This window comes from Orrella marina (genome assembly GCF_003058465.1).
Lineage (GTDB): Bacteria > Pseudomonadota > Gammaproteobacteria > Burkholderiales > Burkholderiaceae_B > Algicoccus > Algicoccus marinus.
On the sequence record NZ_CP028901.1, the window covers coordinates 3,568,395 to 3,587,488 of the forward strand.

The 19,094-nt window shown below is 54.8% G+C and carries 19 protein-coding genes, 1 tRNA gene and 1 pseudogene; 12 read left to right on the top strand and 9 right to left on the bottom strand.

The window, feature by feature from the left end:
* Positions 1–28 precede the first annotated feature (28 nt).
* Together DBV39_RS16265 and DBV39_RS16270 are read right to left on the bottom strand one after the other, a co-directional pair.
* Positions 29–907, bottom strand: coding sequence for an isocitrate lyase/PEP mutase family protein (locus DBV39_RS16265; protein WP_227870681.1), 879 nt, complete (start codon positions 905–907; stop codon positions 29–31).
* A gap of 81 nt (positions 908–988) precedes the next feature.
* The gene (locus tag DBV39_RS16270) at positions 989–1,594 is read right to left on the bottom strand and encodes a tautomerase family protein (protein ID WP_108623331.1); all 606 of its coding nucleotides are present in this window, start codon (positions 1,592–1,594) and stop codon (positions 989–991) included.
* 136 nt (positions 1,595–1,730) lie between these two features.
* On the opposite strand from DBV39_RS16270, the gene DBV39_RS16275 reads away from it, so the two are divergent.
* From DBV39_RS16275 to DBV39_RS16290, 4 genes are all read left to right on the top strand, one after another.
* The gene (locus DBV39_RS16275) at positions 1,731–2,528 is read left to right on the top strand and encodes a GntR family transcriptional regulator (RefSeq protein ID WP_227870682.1); all 798 of its coding nucleotides are present in this window, start codon (positions 1,731–1,733) and stop codon (positions 2,526–2,528) included.
* A gap of 227 nt (positions 2,529–2,755) precedes the next feature.
* Positions 2,756–3,757, top strand: coding sequence for a TRAP transporter substrate-binding protein DctP (gene dctP, locus DBV39_RS16280; protein ID WP_108622440.1), 1,002 nt, complete (start codon positions 2,756–2,758; stop codon positions 3,755–3,757).
* A 129-nt stretch (positions 3,758–3,886) separates the two neighbouring features.
* Positions 3,887–4,393: a TRAP transporter small permease gene (locus tag DBV39_RS16285; protein WP_108622441.1), complete on the top strand. Its 507-nt coding sequence runs from the start codon at positions 3,887–3,889 to the stop codon at positions 4,391–4,393.
* The gene (locus DBV39_RS16290) at positions 4,390–5,706 is read left to right on the top strand and encodes a TRAP transporter large permease (RefSeq protein WP_227870683.1); all 1,317 of its coding nucleotides are present in this window, start codon (positions 4,390–4,392) and stop codon (positions 5,704–5,706) included. Before DBV39_RS16285 ends, DBV39_RS16290 begins: the two co-directional genes overlap by 4 nt.
* 149 nt (positions 5,707–5,855) lie before the next feature.
* Here the strand turns inward: DBV39_RS16290 and DBV39_RS16295 are convergent, their stop codons facing one another.
* The 4 genes from DBV39_RS16295 to DBV39_RS16305 all read right to left on the bottom strand — a co-directional run bounded on the left by DBV39_RS16295 (position 5,856) and on the right by DBV39_RS16305 (position 8,690).
* Complete coding sequence (locus DBV39_RS16295) at positions 5,856–6,302, bottom strand: DUF1850 domain-containing protein (protein ID WP_108622442.1); 447 nt, start codon at positions 6,300–6,302, stop codon at positions 5,856–5,858.
* A gap of 7 nt (positions 6,303–6,309) precedes the next feature.
* A complete protein-coding gene (locus tag DBV39_RS20125) occupies positions 6,310–6,510 on the bottom strand; it encodes a hypothetical protein (RefSeq protein ID WP_227870958.1) in 201 nt (66 codons plus the stop codon).
* Positions 6,453–7,259, bottom strand: coding sequence for a TRAP transporter large permease subunit (locus DBV39_RS16300; protein ID WP_322348722.1), 807 nt, complete (start codon positions 7,257–7,259; stop codon positions 6,453–6,455). Before DBV39_RS16300 ends, DBV39_RS20125 begins: the two co-directional genes overlap by 58 nt.
* A gap of 66 nt (positions 7,260–7,325) precedes the next feature.
* Positions 7,326–8,690: an IS1380 family transposase gene (locus DBV39_RS16305; protein ID WP_108622443.1), complete on the bottom strand. Its 1,365-nt coding sequence runs from the start codon at positions 8,688–8,690 to the stop codon at positions 7,326–7,328.
* A 549-nt stretch (positions 8,691–9,239) separates the two neighbouring features.
* On the opposite strand from DBV39_RS16305, the gene DBV39_RS19590 reads away from it, so the two are divergent.
* The 3 genes from DBV39_RS19590 (at position 9,240) to tenA (ending at position 11,346) form a co-directional block, all read left to right on the top strand.
* The gene (locus DBV39_RS19590; RefSeq protein ID WP_159079005.1) at positions 9,240–9,599 is read left to right on the top strand and encodes a TAXI family TRAP transporter solute-binding subunit; all 360 of its coding nucleotides are present in this window, start codon (positions 9,240–9,242) and stop codon (positions 9,597–9,599) included.
* A complete protein-coding gene (locus DBV39_RS16315; RefSeq protein ID WP_159079006.1) occupies positions 9,541–10,407 on the top strand; it encodes a TAXI family TRAP transporter solute-binding subunit in 867 nt (288 codons plus the stop codon). Before DBV39_RS19590 ends, DBV39_RS16315 begins: the two co-directional genes overlap by 59 nt.
* 249 nt (positions 10,408–10,656) lie before the next feature.
* Complete coding sequence (gene tenA, locus DBV39_RS16320; RefSeq protein WP_108623333.1) at positions 10,657–11,346, top strand: thiaminase II; 690 nt, start codon at positions 10,657–10,659, stop codon at positions 11,344–11,346.
* An 83-nt stretch (positions 11,347–11,429) separates the two neighbouring features.
* On the opposite strand, the gene DBV39_RS16325 is transcribed toward tenA, so the two are convergent.
* From DBV39_RS16325 to DBV39_RS16335, 3 genes and pseudogenes are all read right to left on the bottom strand, one after another.
* On the bottom strand, positions 11,430–11,639 hold the full coding sequence (locus tag DBV39_RS16325; protein WP_108622446.1) for a cold-shock protein: 210 nt from the start codon (positions 11,637–11,639) through the stop codon (positions 11,430–11,432).
* A 213-nt stretch (positions 11,640–11,852) separates the two neighbouring features.
* Positions 11,853–13,534 (bottom strand): annotated as a pseudogene (locus DBV39_RS16330) (ABC-F family ATP-binding cassette domain-containing protein).
* 576 nt (positions 13,535–14,110) lie between these two features.
* Positions 14,111–14,186 (bottom strand) — tRNA-Phe (locus DBV39_RS16335).
* A gap of 310 nt (positions 14,187–14,496) precedes the next feature.
* On the opposite strand from DBV39_RS16335, the gene hemA reads away from it, so the two are divergent.
* The 5 genes from hemA (at position 14,497) to DBV39_RS16360 (ending at position 19,028) form a co-directional block, all read left to right on the top strand.
* Positions 14,497–15,771 carry a glutamyl-tRNA reductase gene (gene hemA, locus DBV39_RS16340; RefSeq protein ID WP_108622447.1) on the top strand — a complete coding sequence of 425 codons (1,275 nt, stop codon included), beginning with the start codon at positions 14,497–14,499 and terminating at the stop codon, positions 15,769–15,771.
* Positions 15,772–15,913: 142 nt separating this feature from the next.
* On the top strand, positions 15,914–16,996 hold the full coding sequence (gene prfA, locus DBV39_RS16345; protein WP_108622448.1) for a peptide chain release factor 1: 1,083 nt from the start codon (positions 15,914–15,916) through the stop codon (positions 16,994–16,996).
* 13 nt (positions 16,997–17,009) lie between these two features.
* On the top strand, positions 17,010–17,828 hold the full coding sequence (prmC, locus tag DBV39_RS16350; protein ID WP_227870685.1) for a peptide chain release factor N(5)-glutamine methyltransferase: 819 nt from the start codon (positions 17,010–17,012) through the stop codon (positions 17,826–17,828).
* Positions 17,829–18,114: 286 nt separating this feature from the next.
* Positions 18,115–18,441, top strand: coding sequence for a Grx4 family monothiol glutaredoxin (grxD, locus tag DBV39_RS16355; protein ID WP_108622450.1), 327 nt, complete (start codon positions 18,115–18,117; stop codon positions 18,439–18,441).
* Entirely contained in the window at positions 18,438–19,028 is a 591-nt protein-coding gene (locus DBV39_RS16360; protein ID WP_108622451.1) for a UbiX family flavin prenyltransferase, read from the top strand. The genes grxD and DBV39_RS16360 overlap by 4 nt, the downstream gene beginning before the upstream one ends.
* Positions 19,029–19,094 lie beyond the last annotated feature (66 nt).

Here is a 19,094-nt window from a genome sequence, read left to right on the forward strand (position 1 = left end):
CCTGGTTGTTTCTGAGGTGTGGGGCATTTCAGGGCTCGTACCGCTGGCCAAGTTCAAGCACGGCAGGCGTTTGCAGGGCGTCGTTGAGCTGGGTAAAGTCAAGCATCCGGTCGCGCCAGCTGTCGGTCGTGCCAGTTTGCTTCAGGGATGCGAAATATCCCTGCATGGCAAAAGTCAGTGCTCGCACCAGTCCTCCCGGAAAAATCACGAGTGAGTACCCTTTTTCCTTGAGCGTCTGCGCAGAGTCGATCGGCGTGTCGCCACCTTCAACCATATTGGCCATCAATGGGACCTTGCCGTGTAGCGCGTGCATGATGCGGTCAACGTGTTCCTGCCCGCGATAACCTTCCACAAAGACGATGTCTGCGCCAGCCTCCTGGTACGCTACAGCACGCTCGATCGCATCATCAATGCCGCCGACAGCAATGGCGTCGGTTCGACCAATGATGAGGGTGTTCTCCGATCGCCTGGCATCCAGGGCGGCCTTGAGTTTGCCGACCATTTCGGCTTTGGATACTAGTGACTTGCCTTTAAGGTGGCCGCAGCGCTTGGGAAAACCTTGGTCTTCTAGCTGTATGGCGTTGGCGCCTTCGCGTTCAAGCAGGCGAACTGTGCGCATCACGTTGATCGCGTTGCCAAATCCGGTGTCCGCGTCGACGATCACGTTCACATCGGTCTGTTCGCTGATGTAGCGCAGGACATCGGCGACCTCAGTCAGTCCCAGCAGACCAATGTCCGGGCCGCCCAGTCGGGTGTATGCCACGCTGGCACCTGACAGGTAGACGGTTTCAAATCCGGCCTGCTGGGCCATACGCGCAGAAAGTGCGTCATAGACGCCAGGCGCCAGGCAAAGATCTGTGCGCATCTGTTCCTGAATGCTTGTCATGGTGATATTTCTTGGGGTCATGGCTGCTATCCCTTTTTTTGTGAACTCGCAGCTTGCGACAACGGGTTGTCTTGCAGCTGCCTGATGGTTGGCGGGGCTTGCTCAGCGTGTTGCGCTGGCGCCGGATGCGGGTGTGGATGACTGGCCAGGTGTGTTCAGGAAGATAGCGAGATCATTCCAGACTTGCTGCCTGACAATCAGCGTCCCTTGGAGTTCGAACCGATCAATGAAACGCACGCCTTTAAACGGGATGCCGTCAAGTGCTTCACCATTGAGTGTGCCGTGGCAGTGCACCACAGCAACATCGCCTTTCCATGATGTATCAAAGGATTCGAATGTTTTCTGGACGAAGCGGTAGCGAAGTCTGGAAAACTCGACAAGATCTTCGAGCCGCGTCATGGTTGCATCGCCTGGGAATGTCATCTTGAATTCCGGTGCAAGATAGGTTCTTGCCTTGGCAAGGTCTCGGTCCTGCATGGCGTGCAGAAATGCTCGTACGGTTTCCATCGGCGCCGCTTTGGCCAGACCCGCGCGTCTGGCCTGGCCGCCGCGATAGTAGTTCTGCTCGTCAAGTTCATTGATACAGACTACGATGGCTTCTGGCGCAGCATCAATGACCTGGAGAACAGCTGAAGTAAGCGACTCACCTAGTGCCTGACGTGTCTTGGCGTCGTAGCCTTTTATTAGGGATACATTCAGGACTGGCATTGCAGACTCTCCCTGTTCCATTCTTGAAGCGAATTGCGTATAGTTCGTTAAGTGCAATTAATTGTCGTATTTATAGAACAAACTATAGCAGAACACAAAGCCTGACAATCATCAATAACAAGACAATTTCCAAATCGTGAACAGCACCAAATACCACCGGGTCTACCTCTTGCTCAAAGATGCAATCGAGCGTGGCGAGATGCCTGCGGGGACTCGCTTGCCAGGCGAACTGGTGCTCGCACAAAAGCACCAGGTTTCCCGGATTACGGTCCGACGGGCCATGGCAGCACTGGCTGACGAAGGTCTGGTCACCCGTCGCCCAGGGGTTGGCACGGTTGTGCTCGAAAGGCCGATGGAGGCCGCGCAGATTACGGCCGATGTTTCGAATCTGCTACCGAATTTCGTGCGGATGAGTGAAGAGTCGAGCATCAAGTTGCTTGAATTTGCTTACCGCCCGGCTTCTGCTGCGGTCGCGTCCCGGTTGAAGCTTGCGCCTCGCGACAGGGTCCAGTATTCGGTTCGCGTGCGCAGCATGCAGGGAAAGCCGTTTTCTTATCTGATCACTCACGTTCCTGCCAACATCGCCCAGAGTTATGACGAGAAAGCACTGGCGACCACCTCCTTGTTCATGTTGCTGGAACGTAGTGGTGTCAAAGTAGACCATGCGACACAGACTATCTCTGCAACGCTGGCGACAGAGGAGATTGCGCAGGCTCTGGATGTGCCAGTCGGGGCACCGCTTATTGCTTTGCAGCGAGTCGTGTACGACAAGGGAGGTCGCGGTGTGGAGCATCTGGATGCGTTCTACCGTCCGGATCGCTACCGGATCCAGGTTGATCTTGGGCGGGCCGGTGAGTCCAGTTCCCGTTACTGGCAGCCCATCACAGGCGAACGGGGAAGCATCGTCAAACGGACTTCAACAAAAAAATCTTGAACTGTTCAAAGATTATGTTAGTCTTTTTATTGTTATAAAAGAAATACATTTGTATGGTGTCTGATTCAGAGGTTTGATGATCGTGAGTCACGTTGGTTCCGGTCAGCGGGGATGCCGTACGAGAGTGACCCGGAATAGCCCTGAGTGGAGTCTGCCCGGTGTGAATGTTGCACTGCCCAAAAAATTCATATGCAGTTGTGTTGTCAATGCACGCAAGGAGAATATCGATGAAAAAGTCCTGGTTTGCCGCAGTTGCCACGATGACAGTTCTGTCATCTTCCCCTGTTTTTGCGGTTGAGACAGTCACTGCGGTGCATGCGTTCCCGCCAAACCTTGTCTATACCCAGAGCTTTCTGGATTTCGTGAAAAAAGTGAACGAGAAAGGTGAGGGGGTGGTGCAGATTCAGGTCAGAGGTGGCCCGGAAGTGATTGGTCTTCCACAACAACCCGACGCGGTGCGTAACGGTGTCGTTGACATGGCCTACACCGCCGCCAGTTTTTATGGTGGCGCGGTTCCCGAACGTGATGTGATGGTCGCATCCAACACTGACGCAGTTTATGCCCGGGAAAATGGCGGTATTGATCTGTTGAACAAGATTCACCAGGACAAGATGGGTGTGTACTACCTGGGCTGGTTTGATAGTGGAGTCAAGTACAACCTCTACACCATCAACCCTCCCAAGCTGGATCCAGACGGAAACCTGACTGTAGAAGGGATGAGGCTGCGTAGCAACCCTGTTTACGACGCATTCTTCAGAGACGTGCTGGGCGCTCAGCCAATCAGCATTCCGACCCCCGAAGTTTATTCAGCACTTGAGCGTGGTGTGGTCAACTCAACGGGCTGGACGCAGATCGGTCTGAAAGACCTTAACTGGAACCGGTTTGTAAAGTATCGTGTGAATCCCGCTTTCTTCTCGACGGACATGGGCGTGATTGTCAATCTCGATCGCTGGAACAAGTTGAGCGATCCCGCCAAGAAGATTCTGCAAGAAGTTGCGATCGAGCATGAGCGCGAGAGTGCGGAGAAGTTTGCTGAGCTTGCTCAGAAGCAACTGGCTGAACTCGATGCGGATGGAATGCAGGTCGTAAACCTGGAGGGTGCTGCGGCAGAGAAATTCTCTACCGGCGCACGCGAGGCAACCTGGAATCGCATGCGTACGCAGATGCAGAAGCAGCCAATGGGTCTTGAGTATTACGACACACTGATCGAGAAATTTAACCGTCCTTGATTGAGTCTTTCGACTGAATGAGAGAAGACAGGCCATAACCAGTTGCAATGCGACCAGGATGGCCTGTTTTTGTGATGGTTTCATTTGCAAGCCCATAGCCACTTGGCAGGCTTATGCAGGGAATTTTCAATGCGCACGCTGGTTAAAACGTACAACGGGCTGGTGACGGGGCTAGCCATCGTCTCCGGCAGCCTGCTGGTCTGGCTCGGTGTGGCCGTGATCTTTTCGGTGATGCAGCGAAATCTGGGCTATCAGCCAACCGCCTGGTTATTTTTGTCGACTGAATACGGCATGTTCTACCTGACATTGCTCGGCGCGCCCTGGCTGGTGCGGGAACGGGGTCATGTCCATATCGAGCTGTTAACTGCAGCTCTGTCCAGGTCAGCATTGAATGTCTTTAGCCGGCTTGTCTGTCTGCTCTGTGTAATTGTGTGCGCGGTCATGGCGTTCAAAGGGGCGGAGCTCGTCCAGATGAATCTGGATCGGGGTGATCTGGATGTGCGCGCCTACTTTTATCCGACCTGGCTCCTGAACATTACCTTCCCGGTGAGCTTCACGTTGATGGCTATTGAATTCATGAAATTTGTCGTGGGTCGTGAAATTCTTCACACCGGCGAGACGGGGCTCAAAGAATGATGGAGTGGTATCTTGCACTGAGCCTTCTGCTCGGCCTGATCGTCGCATTCATGCTGATCGGCGTGCCGATTGCGTTTGCGTTTCTTTCTGCCAACCTGATCGGTGCCTGGATTTTCATGGGAGGGGCCAACGGCATCATTCAGGTGCTGAACAACGGTTTTGGAGCACTCTCAAGCTTTAGTCTGGTTCCGATTCCGCTTTTCCTGCTGATGGGGGAACTGTTCTTCAGGACCGGACTGGGCATGCGAATGTTCAATGCGGTGGACGTTCTGATGGGTAAGGTTCCCGGACGCCTGTCGTACGTGACGGTCGTTGGTGGAACAGGGTTTGCAACGGTCAGTGGGTCATCCATGGGTTCCACGGCCCTGCTGGGGTCGGTGCTTGTTCCCGAAATGGTCAAGCGCGGATACAAGAAGCACATGTCCATCGGACCTATCATGGGCACCGGTGGCCTGGCGATCATCATTCCGCCATCGGCGCTGGCCGTTCTGCTCGCGACACTTGCCAAGATTGATGTTGGTGCTTTGCTGGTTGCGGGCATCATTCCAGGCTTCTTGCTGGCAGGCTTGTACGTCTTGCTCATCTGGATACAGACCCGGATCGATCCGAATGCCGCACCATCTTATGACGTACCTGAAATTCCGCTCGCTCAGAAGCTTCTCATTTTCCTGAAAGATGTGCTGCCCATGGTCGGCGTGATGGCCATCGTTGTCATCATGTTGTTGTTCGGGTGGGCGACCCCTTCGGAGTCTGCCGCATTTGGCGCACTGGGTGTGGTCATCCTCGGATTTGCCTACCGTTGCATGACGTGGAAAGCATTTCTCGCCTCAATTGAGGGGGCCTTGAAGGTAACGCTCATGGCCTTCATGATTGTTCTGGGCTCTGCGACTTTCAGTCAGTTGCTCGCGTTCTCGGGAGCATCAAGTGGATTGATCAACTGGGCGACAAGTTTTGATCTGTCGCCCATCCTGATGCTACTGGCTATCTTTGCTGTGTTGATTGTGCTTGGCACATTCATGGAGCAGATCTCCATCATGATGCTCACCGTGCCATTCTTCTTTCCTCTGGCTCAGTCTCTGGGTTTCGATCCGATCTGGTTTGGCGTCGTCGTACTGCTTTCGCTCGAAATCAGCTTCACGACACCGCCGTTTGGATTGTTGCTGTTCGTGATGAAAGGTGTGGCGCCGCAGGGAACCTCGATGAAGGAAATCTACCTCGCTGCGATTCCTTACATCCTGTGCAGCATGCTGATGGTTGCAGTGCTGATTGCGTTTCCATCGCTGGCAACGTGGTTACCCGGGATGTTGCAGTGATGTGACGCTGGGCGGTTGCGATCAGCGCCGCTCAGTCAGTATTCCCGAGTTGCAATGTCAAAGTGCCGGACCCGACGATATGTTTGAACCGGTTAGTCTTTCGGTTACAAACATCTCCTGACACCACTTCGCCAAAAACCGCCATCATTCTACTGTGACAGGGCTGCAGGGTTTTTGCATGCATAAAGCAAGGTGACGCCACCGTCGCTCGGCAAAATCGACTCCATGGACACGCAGTTCCCGTTAACGCACCATTCGTAGTCGGCGGTATACCCCGAGCGCGTCAGGCGCAACACAGGCTCGAGCGGCTGCTCAGGTTGATAGACATACCATCCGTCCAGCAGTCTGGCATCTGACGGGGGTTCCATTCCTGCCGCTGATCCCCGGATACGGGCGTGATCTGCGGTCAGGCGCGGCCGAGAAGATTTCTGCTCAGATCGGTCTTCAGGTGTGACGATCCGGTAATCCTCTTCCCAGCGGACCTTCTCGATCGAGTGCGTCCAGGCTAGAGTGAACTGATCCGTTTCGATGAAGCGCACGCTTGCGGCCGGCATGGATGCCAGCGCAAGACATACGCCCCACATCACGACACTCATCCGGACACTATGCGCTAGCGGTCGGCGCTGAACGACTCTTGCGCCTGACCTGCCATGCATGCAACAGGATGAATCCAATGCACAGCACCAGGCCGACCTCGTCTGTCAGCGGTGCTGCCAGGACCAGCAATGCTGCGGCACCAATGGCAATCAGTCGGCTGATCCAGCCAAGCGGTCCGAACAGGTAGCCAATTGCACCAGCCCCCACAAACCAATAGCCAGTAGTGCCTTGAAGACGATGTAGGCAACTGCCAGAAATCCGCCATCACCTTGCATCATCAGCGCAGGCGCATAGACTGCCATGTACGGCATGATGAAGCCGGCGATTGCAACCCTCAATGCCTGGAAACTGATCTTCAGTCCTGACTCCTTTGCGATGGGTGCTGCGGCAAAGCAAGCAAGCGCGACCGGTGGGGTGAGGTCTGCCATGATCCCGAAATAGAACACAAACATGTGGGATACGATCAGTGGTACACCGAGCTCCAGCAGAATGGGGGCCGCGAGTGAGCTTGTGATGATGTAGTTCGGGATGGTCGGGATTCCCATGCCCAGCACCAGGCAGGTGATCATCGTCAGAAAGAGCGCCAGAAACAGACTGTTTTCACCAACCGCGATTACGTATCCGCCGAATGTCGCAGCCACACCGGTGAGATTGATGATCCCGATGATGACCCCTACCAGTGCACATGCAATCGCCACAGGCAATGCGTGGCGTGCGCCCATGACCATTGCTTCAACGGATAGCTTGAGGGCGTCAGTTCTGGATCTGCGAATGAGTAAGACTGCAACTAGCCCGAACGTTTCATAAACCGGGCCTGAGTGCTGCGACTTCCCTGGTTCTTCCTGATTTCTGCACCCTTTGACGTTTCCGTTGCGCGTGCCATGCAGATTGGAGAGTGGATTTTGCCAACTTCTTACCTGCTTTCGCCGATTTCGGCCTGAACGGGTCAGCAACAAGCGTGCATCAACCTCCGATGTCTCGGTTTTGAATTTTTAAAGGGTTGTCTGATCGCGCGTCTGCGCTCAGGCCGGTGCGGGTGGCCGCTGTGTCTGGTAGAGCAGTTCGGTCACCCGCTCCAGAATCCCTTTCACCGGACACCCTGTGGGCAAGGACAGACGAATCCGGTCTTTGTACTGCACGACCCGCACGGCGAGCTTGAACAGCTTGAGGATGATGGTCCCGGGCTGCGCTCTGGCCAGCTCCGTGTGTGCCAGCGTATTCTCACGCAGGCTGTGGATCAGCACATCCGTTGCACAGGCATAGAACATCCGCATGTGGTTGGCAAGGAAGGTGTGGTCAGAGGTGCGATCGCTGGCCAGATCGTTCTTGATGGCCTTGATGTAGTTCTCGTCCTGGCCGCGAGCGCAGTACAGCTCGCGATAGAGCAACTCGGCTGTGGGCTCGTTCAGTGAGCTCACCACAAACCGGGGGTTCTCGCCCAGCGCCATCACCTCAGCCTTGAGCACGACCCGATAGGCCTTGGGCCAGGTGCCGGCCTGATAGGACAGGTCGTCATACAGGCGGGTTGCACCCGGGGCAGGCAAGCCGAGATGGCGGGCGCTTTCGCAGCGCGACTGGTAATGGGACTTTGCTCGCTCAAGCAACGGTTGCGCCAGGGGTAGCAGCACCTTGTTGCCCGCCAGTCCAAAGATGAAGTCCATTGCGGGGTCCTGCTCACATAACGCCATGAGTTCCGGGTTGGAGAAATGGCCATCACCGCGCAAGATGATGTGGGTGTCGGGCCAGGCCTGGCGCAGCGCGCGCACCACACGCGCGATGATGGCGGCATTTTCCCGACCTGTGGGGCGCTTGCCCGAGAGTCCCTCGAACAGAAACAACGGCATGTAGCAGTGGTGGCGGTAATGGTGGTTGTAAAAGGCGAGTTCCTGCTGGCCGTGAGTGGGATCCTCGGAGTGATCCATGTCGAGCACGATCAAGGCCGGGGCCTGGGCATAGCTGTCGATAAAGGCGTGGACAAAGCTTTTGGCAAGACGATAGATATCACGACGAGTCAGATTGTTCTCCAGCCATGACAGCGTCGGGCCTGAGGCGAGGTCGGTGTCTGCGTCCAGCGGTGCACGGCCCGCGGCGAGCTTGAACATCGGGTCTGCACGCAAGGCGTTGGCGTCATTGCCATCGGCATATCCGCATGCGCTCTGGAACACGCGCTGGCGCAGCAGATCGGTCATGGAATGAGAGATATACGACGGATGGCGTTTGTCATGGATTGCGCCAGCCAGACGCGAGATCAGCCCGGTTTGCAGATCCGTACCCCGAAGCAGGATGGCGCCGAAATCGCTCGACAGGGCACCACCATCAAACTGTGCACGCACGGTGAAACCAGCACTGGCAGGAAAGCGAAGCTGGGTTGGGATAGAATCATTCATGGGCGGTTTTGTTTAAGCTTCTTACGAAGCGTTATTGGCGTAATCCCAATTGTATCAATGGGTTAAACAAATGCCGCCCATTTCCGTGAAAAATCCGGGCTAGGTGATTTCCCTTTGTTAAGAATTATCTCAGGTAAAAGGGCAGGCTCTACAGGTGCTGAGTTTTATGGGCGCATCAGAGTTGCTAAAGCAGGTTAAGTGCCTGCCTGGCCAACAGGTTGTTGCGACGAAACTCGCCATCAGGCGATTTCAGAATTGATCAGTTTGATCTGGTCAGTGTGATGGACCAGATCCCTGGTTCATCGTCTAAGTCCGATCCGCCTGTTCGTCACGCGCATCGCGTTGCAGTGTTCAAGGCGACATCATTGCTGGTACCCTTGGTCAGGACGTCAGCCGTTGTGGTTGGTTGGCAGATTGGGTACGCAAACGAAAAGCCATATGAAACCACATGAATACAACATCCAGGCGGGTATGTCGCGCCCTTTCAAACAGAGAAAACAGAAGCACTGATACCTGGTTTGCGTGCATGAACTTACAGGAGACAAAAATATGAAACGTACTTTCAAATGGGCTGGTTTATCTCTGGTCGGACTGATGCTGTCCCCAGTTGCGCTGGCACAGGAAAACACCTTGGAGCTCCCGAAAGTGCTGGCCTGGAGTGCATACGATGTGGGGTCAGCCGGTTACAACCAGGCGGTGGCGATTGGCAACGCGTTCCGGCAGAAGTACGGTGTCAGCATCCGTGTACTGCCAGGCAAGAACGACGTGTCACGCAACTTGCCTTTACGCGAGGGGCAGGTCAGCTTCTCGGTCAACGGCGTGGGGGGGGGTCTTCTTTGCGCAGGAAGGGATGTACGAGTTTGGATCCAGGGCGTGGGGGCCGCAGCCTGTCAGAAACCTGATGCTTAACTCGGTTCAGTCTGCCCTGTCGGCAATGACGGCAGGCGACATCGGGGTCAAGACACCGGTTGATCTCAAAGGTAAACGTGTCGCCTGGATTATCGGAGCGCCTGCACTGAACCAGAACATGACAGCCACGCTGGCTTTTGGTGGTTTGACCTGGGACGATGTAGAGAAAGTCGAGTTTGGTGGCTATGGTGCAGCCTGGGATGGCATTGTGGCCAACCAGGCGGATTCTGTATTCGGATCATCTATTGCAGGTAAAGCGTATGCGTTGGAGAAGTCCAACCGAGGCATTACCTATCCTGTCATGGACCCCGAGGACAAGGAAGGCTGGGCACGGGTTCAGGCGGTTGGTTCATATTTTTATCCGCTTTATGCCACGGAAGGTGCAGGACTGAGCGCGGAAAATGGTGTTCATTCGTCAGCCTACCCGTACCCGATTCTGATGACCTATGCTGATCGGGATGCGTCATTGGTGAGCAAGGTAACCAATGCCATGATTGATACCTTCGATATGTACAAGGATGCAGCCCCGGGTGCTGATGGCTGGGCGCTGGATAAACAGCGTCTTGAGTGGGTCGTGCCGCTTCACGAAGGTGCCGTCAATGTATTCAAGGACAAAGGCATGTGGACCGATGACCTGCAGCAAAATCAGGAAAATCTGGTCAAAAGACAGGAAGTGCTGGAAGCTGCCTGGAAAGACGTTAACAGTCGCCAGCATGATAGTGATGACGCCTTCCAGGAAGACTGGATGAAGACACGCGCGGATGCGCTCAAGGCAGCAGGGATGGATCCCATTCTCGAACGCTGGTAGGCTACATTGACCGGCTGAGTAGTCTCGAGCTCAAATGAACCCGGGACGCATCGTCGATGCGTCCCGGGTTCATTTGAGCGAGGGCTGTTTTGGTGGTGACTCGCTCACCGTATCCGATCCAAAGCAGTGCGCAGTGGTTGCATCAGAGCAGGTTTTGATGATCGGAACGGTACTTTGAGGAGAGGGGCTGATGTCGTGTCTCGAGCCCGTTTGTAAATGATTCTTTCTGCTTTGACCTGCGGAGGTTACATGTCACGCTCAAATGAAGTTGGTTTTGATGCTCTGGTTCAAGGATGTCTGTCTGACTGGCGAGCGTACTGCCAGCATGATTTCGTTCGACAGCTTGGCGAAGGCACGCTGCACCCAGAGGCCTTTCGCCATTACCTGCGCCAGGATTATCTGTTTCTCGTACATTTTGCCCGGGCCTGGGGTCTTGCTGTCTACAAAAGCCGCGATATGAATGAGTTGCGTCAAAGCCTCGACAGTCTGAAGGCAATTGTCGACTTGGAGATGGGCTTGCATATTGAGTATTGCGCTCAATGGGGGATTGGTGAGCAAGAGCTTGCGCAGCTTCCCGAGGCTCGAGAAACGGTTGCCTATACGCGATACGTACTGGACGCAGGCAATCGTGGCGACTTGCTTGATCTTCACGTGGCGCTTGCCCCATGCCTGATTGGCTATGCTGAAATTGCCAAATGGCTGGTGGCCCAGTCATTTACCGTGCGTGGCGACGCAAATCCATATGAAGCATGGATCAGCATGTACATCAGTCCAGAGTTTCAGGCTGCAGCACAAGTCGAACGCGACTGGATGGACCAGAAGCTAGCTAAACAGGCGCCAGAGCGGTTTGATGCGTTGGCCGTCACCTTCCGTGAAGCGACTCGTCTGGAAGTCGATTTTTGGCAAATGGGCCTGAATGCCGGAGACGTCAACGCCTAATAAAAAACGGAACCCCACAAATGTGAAACGGTTCCGTTATTACTGCTAAGCGCTCATCGTGTGCATAGTGCACACGCGATGTATCAGATCACCTGGATCTTGGTCGCGCAGGGGCCTTTTTGACCTTGTCCTGCAACAAACGATACGCGCTGGTTCTCTTCAAGAGACTTGTGGCCTTCGCCTTGAATCTCGCTGTAGTGTGCGAAGAGGTCCTTGCCACCTTGCTCAGGCATAATAAAGCCGAAGCCTTTGTCGTTGTTGAACCACTTCACAATACCGATTTCTGTCTTCAATGTAGATCCTAAATGTATTCAGGGAAAAAGTCCCAGCGCCACTTTGATCTATTCCCGTCCATAAAGATAGTGGTGTTACAAAATGATACATATTTGATGGGTTCGGTCGCATACATGAAAAGGCATGCCAGAATTAATGCGCGAGTCATTAAAAACTGACAATGCCTGTGCCGGTCCCATCGATTTGGCGGCACCGGCATAGCTGATGGCCCGTTATGCGGCGCGTCGTGAGACAAGCTCACGCTGGCGTTTGGCTTCTTCCAGCAGGTAGATCTGGTAGTCGTCCAGGTCGCCCAGGAAGTCACTGATGCCGCCGCGAGAGACCAGCCAGAATTCATCGCATACTGAACGCAACAACGCTCTGTCGTGGCTAACGAGCATCACCGATCCTTCGAAGTCATTGAGGGCCATGGCTAGCGCCTCGCGGGTGGCAAGGTCCAGGTGATTGGTCGGTTCGTCAAGCAACAGCAGGTTGGGGCGCTGCCAGACAATCATGCATAACACCAGGCGTGCTTTTTCTCCCCCACTCATGCTGCCGACAGCTTGCTTTACCATATCGCCGCTGAAGTGAAAGGTCCCAAGGAAATTACGCAATCCTTGTTCACGGCAATCCATTGCGCCGGGTCGGGTCGCGGCGGGCGTCTCGCGCACCAGGCGGATCATGTGTTCGAGCGGAGTTTCGGCGGGGCGCAGCACATCCAGTTCCTGCTGCGAGAAATAACCAATATTCAGTCCCTTCCCGGTGATGAGTTCGCCTGAGAGTGGCTGTAATGCACTGGCGATGGTCTTGACGAGTGTGGACTTGCCCTGCCCATTAGCTCCCAGAATGCCAATGCGCTGGCCTGCAAGCACAGAGCGGTTGATTTTCTGAACAATGACGGTCGCTTTGGCATCCGCGGGGACCGCCTGGGTGTCACCAGGCAACGGCGGATAGCCAATGTCGACACCTGCCATCGACAGCATCGGATTAGGCAGGCTGAGGGGTTGTTTGAAACCAAACTGGAATTCAGCGTCGGCCAGCAACGGAGCCACTTTCTCCATTCGCTCCAGCGCCTTGACGCGGCTTTGTGCCTGTTTGGCTTTACTTGCTTTTGCCTTGAATCGGTCAATGAATTTCTGCAGATGTGCGACTTTTTCTTGTTGCTTGGCATGGGCTGCTTGCTGCAGCAACATTTGTTCGGCACGCATGTCTTCGAATTTGCTGTAGTTGCCACCGTAGCGCACCAGCTTGCCTTGATCAATATGTAGAGTCACGCTGGTGACGGCATCCAGAAACTCGCGGTCGTGGCTGATGACAACCATAGTGCCGGCGTAGTTCCTGAGCCATGTTTCGAGCCAGACCAGAGCATCCAGATCCAGGTGGTTGGTGGGTTCGTCAAGCAGCAACAAATCTGACGGGCACATCAGTGCACGAGCCAATTGCAGGCGCATTCGCCAGCCCCCGAGAAGCTGTTCACAGGGTCATCGAGCTGGGTCACGCTGAACCCCAGGCCAAGGATCAGTGCCTGGGCGCGGGAGGCGGCATCATGGGCGCCGGCGTCATGCAATGCCATGTAGGCCTCAGCCATGTGCATGCCATCGTCGCCGGCTTCAGCAGCGGCGACTTCGGCCTGCGCGGCCAACAAGAAGGTATCGCCTTCTATCACGAAATCTGTCGCGCTTTGTTCGGTTTCTGGCATGTCCTGCGCCACCTGCGACATGCGCCATTGAGGCGGGATCGAGAACTCGCCAGAGTCTTCTTGCAAGCTGCCGTTGAGCACGGCAAACAGCGATGATTTCCCCGCGCCGTTACGACCAACCAGGCCGACTTTCTCACCAGGGTTCAGCGTGACAGACGTCTTGTCGAGCAAGACTTTGCTGCCGCGACGCACGGTCACGTTCTTAAGGATAATCATTGCAGTGTGCCTTCTTGATGAATTGCGGAAGCCCGGCCAATTAATGGCAAGGTCTCAATAAGGGGTGAGGGAACAGGGCACGAGAGGGCAGCGAAGCTGCGCAAGCAGATGAAGGAGTGAATCAAGAAGCAAGAGCGCTACGACTTTGCCGGACTTTCACTCAGACGGCGCCTTGAATGTGCCTCGAGGAGTGCCTTGAGGGCCTGAGGCTTGTGATTGTAGCGGATCGAAAGAATACAGGTGGAAAACCAGTCGCAGATGTGTTGTGAATAGCACGCCTGCCGCAGGCCCTGGCTGTTGATTTATAAAGACGGAAAGAGTGACGGCTGCGGTCATCGGGCGGCCTGGAGTCCAGGAAGAGAGGGGTGGATGAGAGCGAGAAGGTGTTAGTTGGCGAGGGGTGTACGGCATCTTTGCCGGAGCTTTCAAGGCAAATGTGACGTGTGATGTTCGTGATGCACCGTCACGTTGTCGGGTGGCATCGATCACCATGTCCACTGGATGGGTTCACCAGAATTGCTGCCGAGTTGATCCAAGAAGAAAGCCCCAGCGTTTTCACGCTGGGGCTTCAAACTTTGGTGGCCCGGGGCGGAATCGAACCACCGACACAAGGATTTTCAATCCTCTGCTCTACCGACTGAGCTACCGGGCCATCAGGAACGGAATCATACACTAAAATAAATTGTCGCGCACACGCAACAGGCTTCAAACCCCTGCTTCAGCGCAAAATCCCCGAGCACTCTCCATCGATTGTCAGTGTTAACCCGCATTAATATTGGCTTTAAAAGCCGTGGGCTGAGGGGAGTGGTCAGATGCTCTTAGCCGTGCCATCAACAAACAGGGGGGGGCTGGTCTGTCATCTTGTTCAACTATTGCGACGTGTAAGCAGTCTGTCACTTATAATCGTACTTGACGTCAATCATCAACCTGTCTGTCGCATCCAGGCGGCAGAATGAGATCCTATGTCTGTCGGAGTCTACACGCTAGGTCTGAATCATACTTCTGCGCCAGTTTCTGTGCGCGAGAGAGTTTCTTTGTCTGAAGATCTTGTCGGGCCCGCGATCAAGTCTTTAAAAGAGGCGTTTGGTGGCAAGGTTCGCGAGGCGGCCATCCTCTCAACCTGTAACAGGACCGAGTTGTACTGTGCAACTGACAGCAACGTCGCGCAAAACTTGCCGCAGTGGCTCGCTCAGTTCAACCAGATCGATTCAGGCTCGCTCTCGCCTCACGTCTATGTTCATGATCGCGACCTGGCGGTCCGGCATGCGTTCCGGGTTGCCAGCGGTCTTGATTCCATGGTGCTCGGGGAGCCCCAGATCCTCGGGCAGATGAAGGATGCCGTTCGCGTGGCAGAAGAAGCAGGCTCGCTTGGCACCTTGCTTCACCAGTTGTTTCAGCGCACATTTTCTGTTGCCAAGGAAGTGCGGTCCACGACCGCAATCGGCGCACAGTCGGTTTCGCTAGCGGCTGCCGCTGTGCGCCTGGCTGAGCGCGTGTTTGGTGACCTCTCGAATTCGCGCGTCCTGTTCATTGGTGCAGGTGAAATGATCGAGCTTTGTGCCACCCATTTCGCCGCGCGTAACCCACGACAGATTGCGGTAGCGAACCGCACAATCGAGCGTGCTGAAACATTGGCAAGTCGTTACGAGGCGTCCACCATGCGCCTCGCGGACTTGCCTGGCAGACTGTCTGAATTCGATGTCATCGTATCCTGTACGGCAAGCTCCTTGCCCATCCTCGGACTGGGGATGGTAGAGAGGGCATCGCGCGAGCGCCGCAGGCTACCGATGGTGATGGTCGATCTTGCTGTGCCCAGGGATATCGAGCCCGAAGTTGGTCGTCTCGATGATGTGTATCTGTATTCTGTGGATGATCTTGGTGCTGTGGTTCAGTCCGGTGCAGAGTCCCGTCAGGCTGCTGTCGTCCAGGCTGAAGCTATTATCGATGCGCGAGTACGTAATTTCATGAACTGGCTGGAGCTGCGTTCGACCGTTCCCGTGATTCAGTCTCTTCAGGCAGGTGCGCAGGATATCCAGCATAAAGAGCTGGAAAAGGCTCGCAGGGCACTGGCAAGAGGTGAGTCACCTGAACTGGTTCTTGAGCAGATGGCTCACGCACTGAGCCAGAAGTATCTTCATGGCACACTGGCCGCACTTCACAAGTGTGAGCAGACAGAGCGGCAGCAATTGATGGGCTGGTTGCCACGACTTTTTCCTTCCCGCGATATCCGGCGTTAGCTGCGACACTCAAACCCCGTGTATGCCATGGGGCGTCAGGCGATGCGTGGCACGGCCTGATGAGCTTTTTGAAGCCTGATCGTGATCGGGCTTGCCATCTTGCACTTTTTATTAAATAACTCCATCTGGACTGACCTTGCCGATGAATGAATCCATGCGATTACGCCTTGAGCAACTGGCTCGACGGCTCGAAGAGGTCGATGCCATGCTTGCTCAGCCCGAAACCGCCAATGATATGAAGCAGTTTCGACAGCTTTCGCGTGAAAGATCCGAGCTGGAACCAGTTGTCACTGCCTTTGGCGAACTAGAGCGTACCGAGATCGATCTCAAGCAAGCCAGAGATCTTCTGTCGGACCCTGAAATGAAAGCGATGGCGAATGAGGAGATCGGCGCATGCAAGGACCGCATCGAGAAACTTGAGGCAGATCTGCAGATCCTTCTGTTGCCGAAGGATCCGGACGATTCTCGTAGTGTTTTTCTCGAGATCCGGGCCGGCACAGGTGGAGATGAGAGTGCCCTGTTCTGCGGTGATCTGTTGCGCATGTACAGTCGATACGCCGAGCGCCAGGGCTGGAAAGTCGAACTCATGTCTGAAAGCCCGGCCGAGCTGGGTGGTTTTAAGGAAGTGGTTATCCGGATCGAAGGAGATGGTGTGTATGGCCGGCTCAAATTCGAGTCAGGTGCGCATCGGGTTCAGCGTGTGCCTGAGACGGAATCTCAGGGCCGAATCCATACGTCGGCTTGTACAGTTGCGGTAATGCCCGAAGCTGATGAGCAGACTGACATTCAGATCAACCCGTCTGATTTGCGCATCGACACGTTTCGCGCCAGTGGGGCGGGCGGTCAGCACATTAACAAGACTGACTCGGCCGTCCGTATCATCCACTTGCCTACCGGGCTGGTGGTAGAGTGCCAGGATGACCGTTCGCAGCACCGTAATAAGGACAAGGCCATGCAGGTGCTGGCAGCCCGGCTCAAGGATCGCCAGTTGCGAGAGCAGCAGGACAAGGAAGCCGCCCAGCGCAAAAGCCTGGTCGGAACGGGGGATCGATCCGAGCGTATCCGGACCTACAACTTCCCTCAAGGAAGGATGACGGACCACCGGATCAATCTGACTTTGTACAAGCTTGGTGCGATCATGGAGGGAGACCTGGATGAGCTGACCGGGGTGTTGCTGTCCCAGCATCAGGCGGACCAGTTGGCCGCACTGGCTGATGGTCTCTAAGGAGTTGACGAGCTTGCCATCGATCAAGGATTGCCTGGCAAGGGCAGAATTGCCCAGGCTCGAATTGCGGATGCTACTGGAGCATGTGCTGGAAAGACCTCGGGCGTGGATGCTTGCACATGATGATGAATCGCTGAGCAGCGATCAGTTGTACCAGTTCAACTGTCTGCTGCAGAAGCGGTTGGCGGGGGAGCCGATGGCTTATTTGATCGGCCGCAGGTCTTTCATGGAATTCGAGTTACAAGTCACCCCAGAGGTACTCATTCCGAGACCCGAGACAGAGTTGCTGGTCGAGAAGTCGCTTGCCTTGATTTCCGACCTGAAGAAACCTGCACTGCTCGATCTTGGAACAGGTAGCGGCGCGATTGCGATTGCACTGTCGAGGGTAAGGCCAGATGCCAGCGTGACTGCAACAGATGCCAGTCAGGGGGCGCTTTACGTAGCGAAGGGCAATGCACGCCGGCTTGGTGTGCAAATTACGTTTTGTTATGGAAACTGGTTTGACGCGCTGGAGCGAGGGCAATTGTTCGATCTCATTGTTTCGAATCCTCCATACATTCACCAGGACGACGAACATCTTTTAAAGGGTGATCTGCGATTCGAACCTGCAGTCGCTCTGACCGACGGAAAGGATGGGCTATCGGCGCTGGATGAAATTGTCACCAAAGCGCCCATGTGGCTCAAGACAGGCGGCAGTTTATGGGTCGAGCACGGATACGATCAAGGTCAGTCTGTGCGATATTTGCTTCGTCAGGCCGGGTTTGATGATGTCAGGACCGATCCGGATCTTGCCGGCCTTGACCGGATATCGGGCGGTGTCTGGCGTCGTTAGGGGAAGTGGATTGGCCTGAGGATCGTCCTGTAGACAGAACCCCACTTGCGTTGTGTGATCCCCTGCCATGAGGACAACTGCTCCCTATAATGATGCATAGCGTGGTCAATAGCTCAGTGGGGTTGCGCGTAATGGCGTTCAACTTACTTGTTGAGTGGGACCTTTGATGCTTGAAGGATAAAGCACGATCAATGTCTTGAAGGATTTTGGGGGCGACCTCACAGAATGTCAGGCGAGAAATGCAGACTCGCCTTGTTTTAATTATTTAATTTTTGGAAAGAACACCATGTCAGACGTTCAGACTTTTATAAAAGAAACCGTGACCGGCAACCCGGTCGTCTTGTTCATGAAGGGCACGGCGCAGTTTCCCCAGTGTGGTTTTTCCGGGCGTGCGATCCAGATTCTTCGTCAGAGTGGTGTGACAAAACTGGTGACGGTCAACGTTCTGGAAGATGATGGGGTTCGTCAGGGAATCAAGGAGTATTCCCAGTGGCCAACCATCCCCCAGTTGTACGTCAAGGGTGAGTTCATTGGCGGGTCGGATATCATGGCTGAAATGGACGAGAATGGTGAGCTCAAGACTTTGCTACAGGAAGCAGGCGCAACCGCGTGAGTAAAAAACGTCTGGTAGTCGGTGTTACCGGAGCGACAGGTTCACTGTATGCGACCCGGCTACTTGAGCGAGTGCGAGGTCGTCCAGATGTCGAGACGCATCTGGTGATCTCCTCTTCTGGCGTGCTGAATCTGAAACACGAGCTTGAGATCAACCGCCAGGATGTTTATGCGCTGGCTGATCACGTCTATAACATCCGGGATGTCGGGGCAACTATCGCAAGTGGAGCATTTCAGACAGCTGGAATGGTTATCGTGCCCTGTTCGATGCGCACCTTGGCCGCTGTCGCACACGGGTTCTCGGATAACCTCATCACCCGGGCAGCTGACGTGACCTTAAAAGAGCGGCGCAGGCTTGTGATGGTGGTGCGAGAGACACCCTTTAACCTGGCCCATTTGCGCAACATGACGGCTGTCACTGAAATGGGTGGAATCATATTTCCGCCTTTACCGGCCTTTTATCATTTGCCCAAAACAATTGAAGAGCTGGTGGATCATTCGGTTGCACGTGTGCTGGACTTGATCGGAATTGACACGGGGTCAGCCTCTTGGGATGGCTTTTACGCCAGTCAGGAAGGCGATGCGTGAGACGTCAGGCGTGTCGGACGAAACTATTCATCATTCAGTCTCTTGTGCTGCAAGACTCCCGCTCCA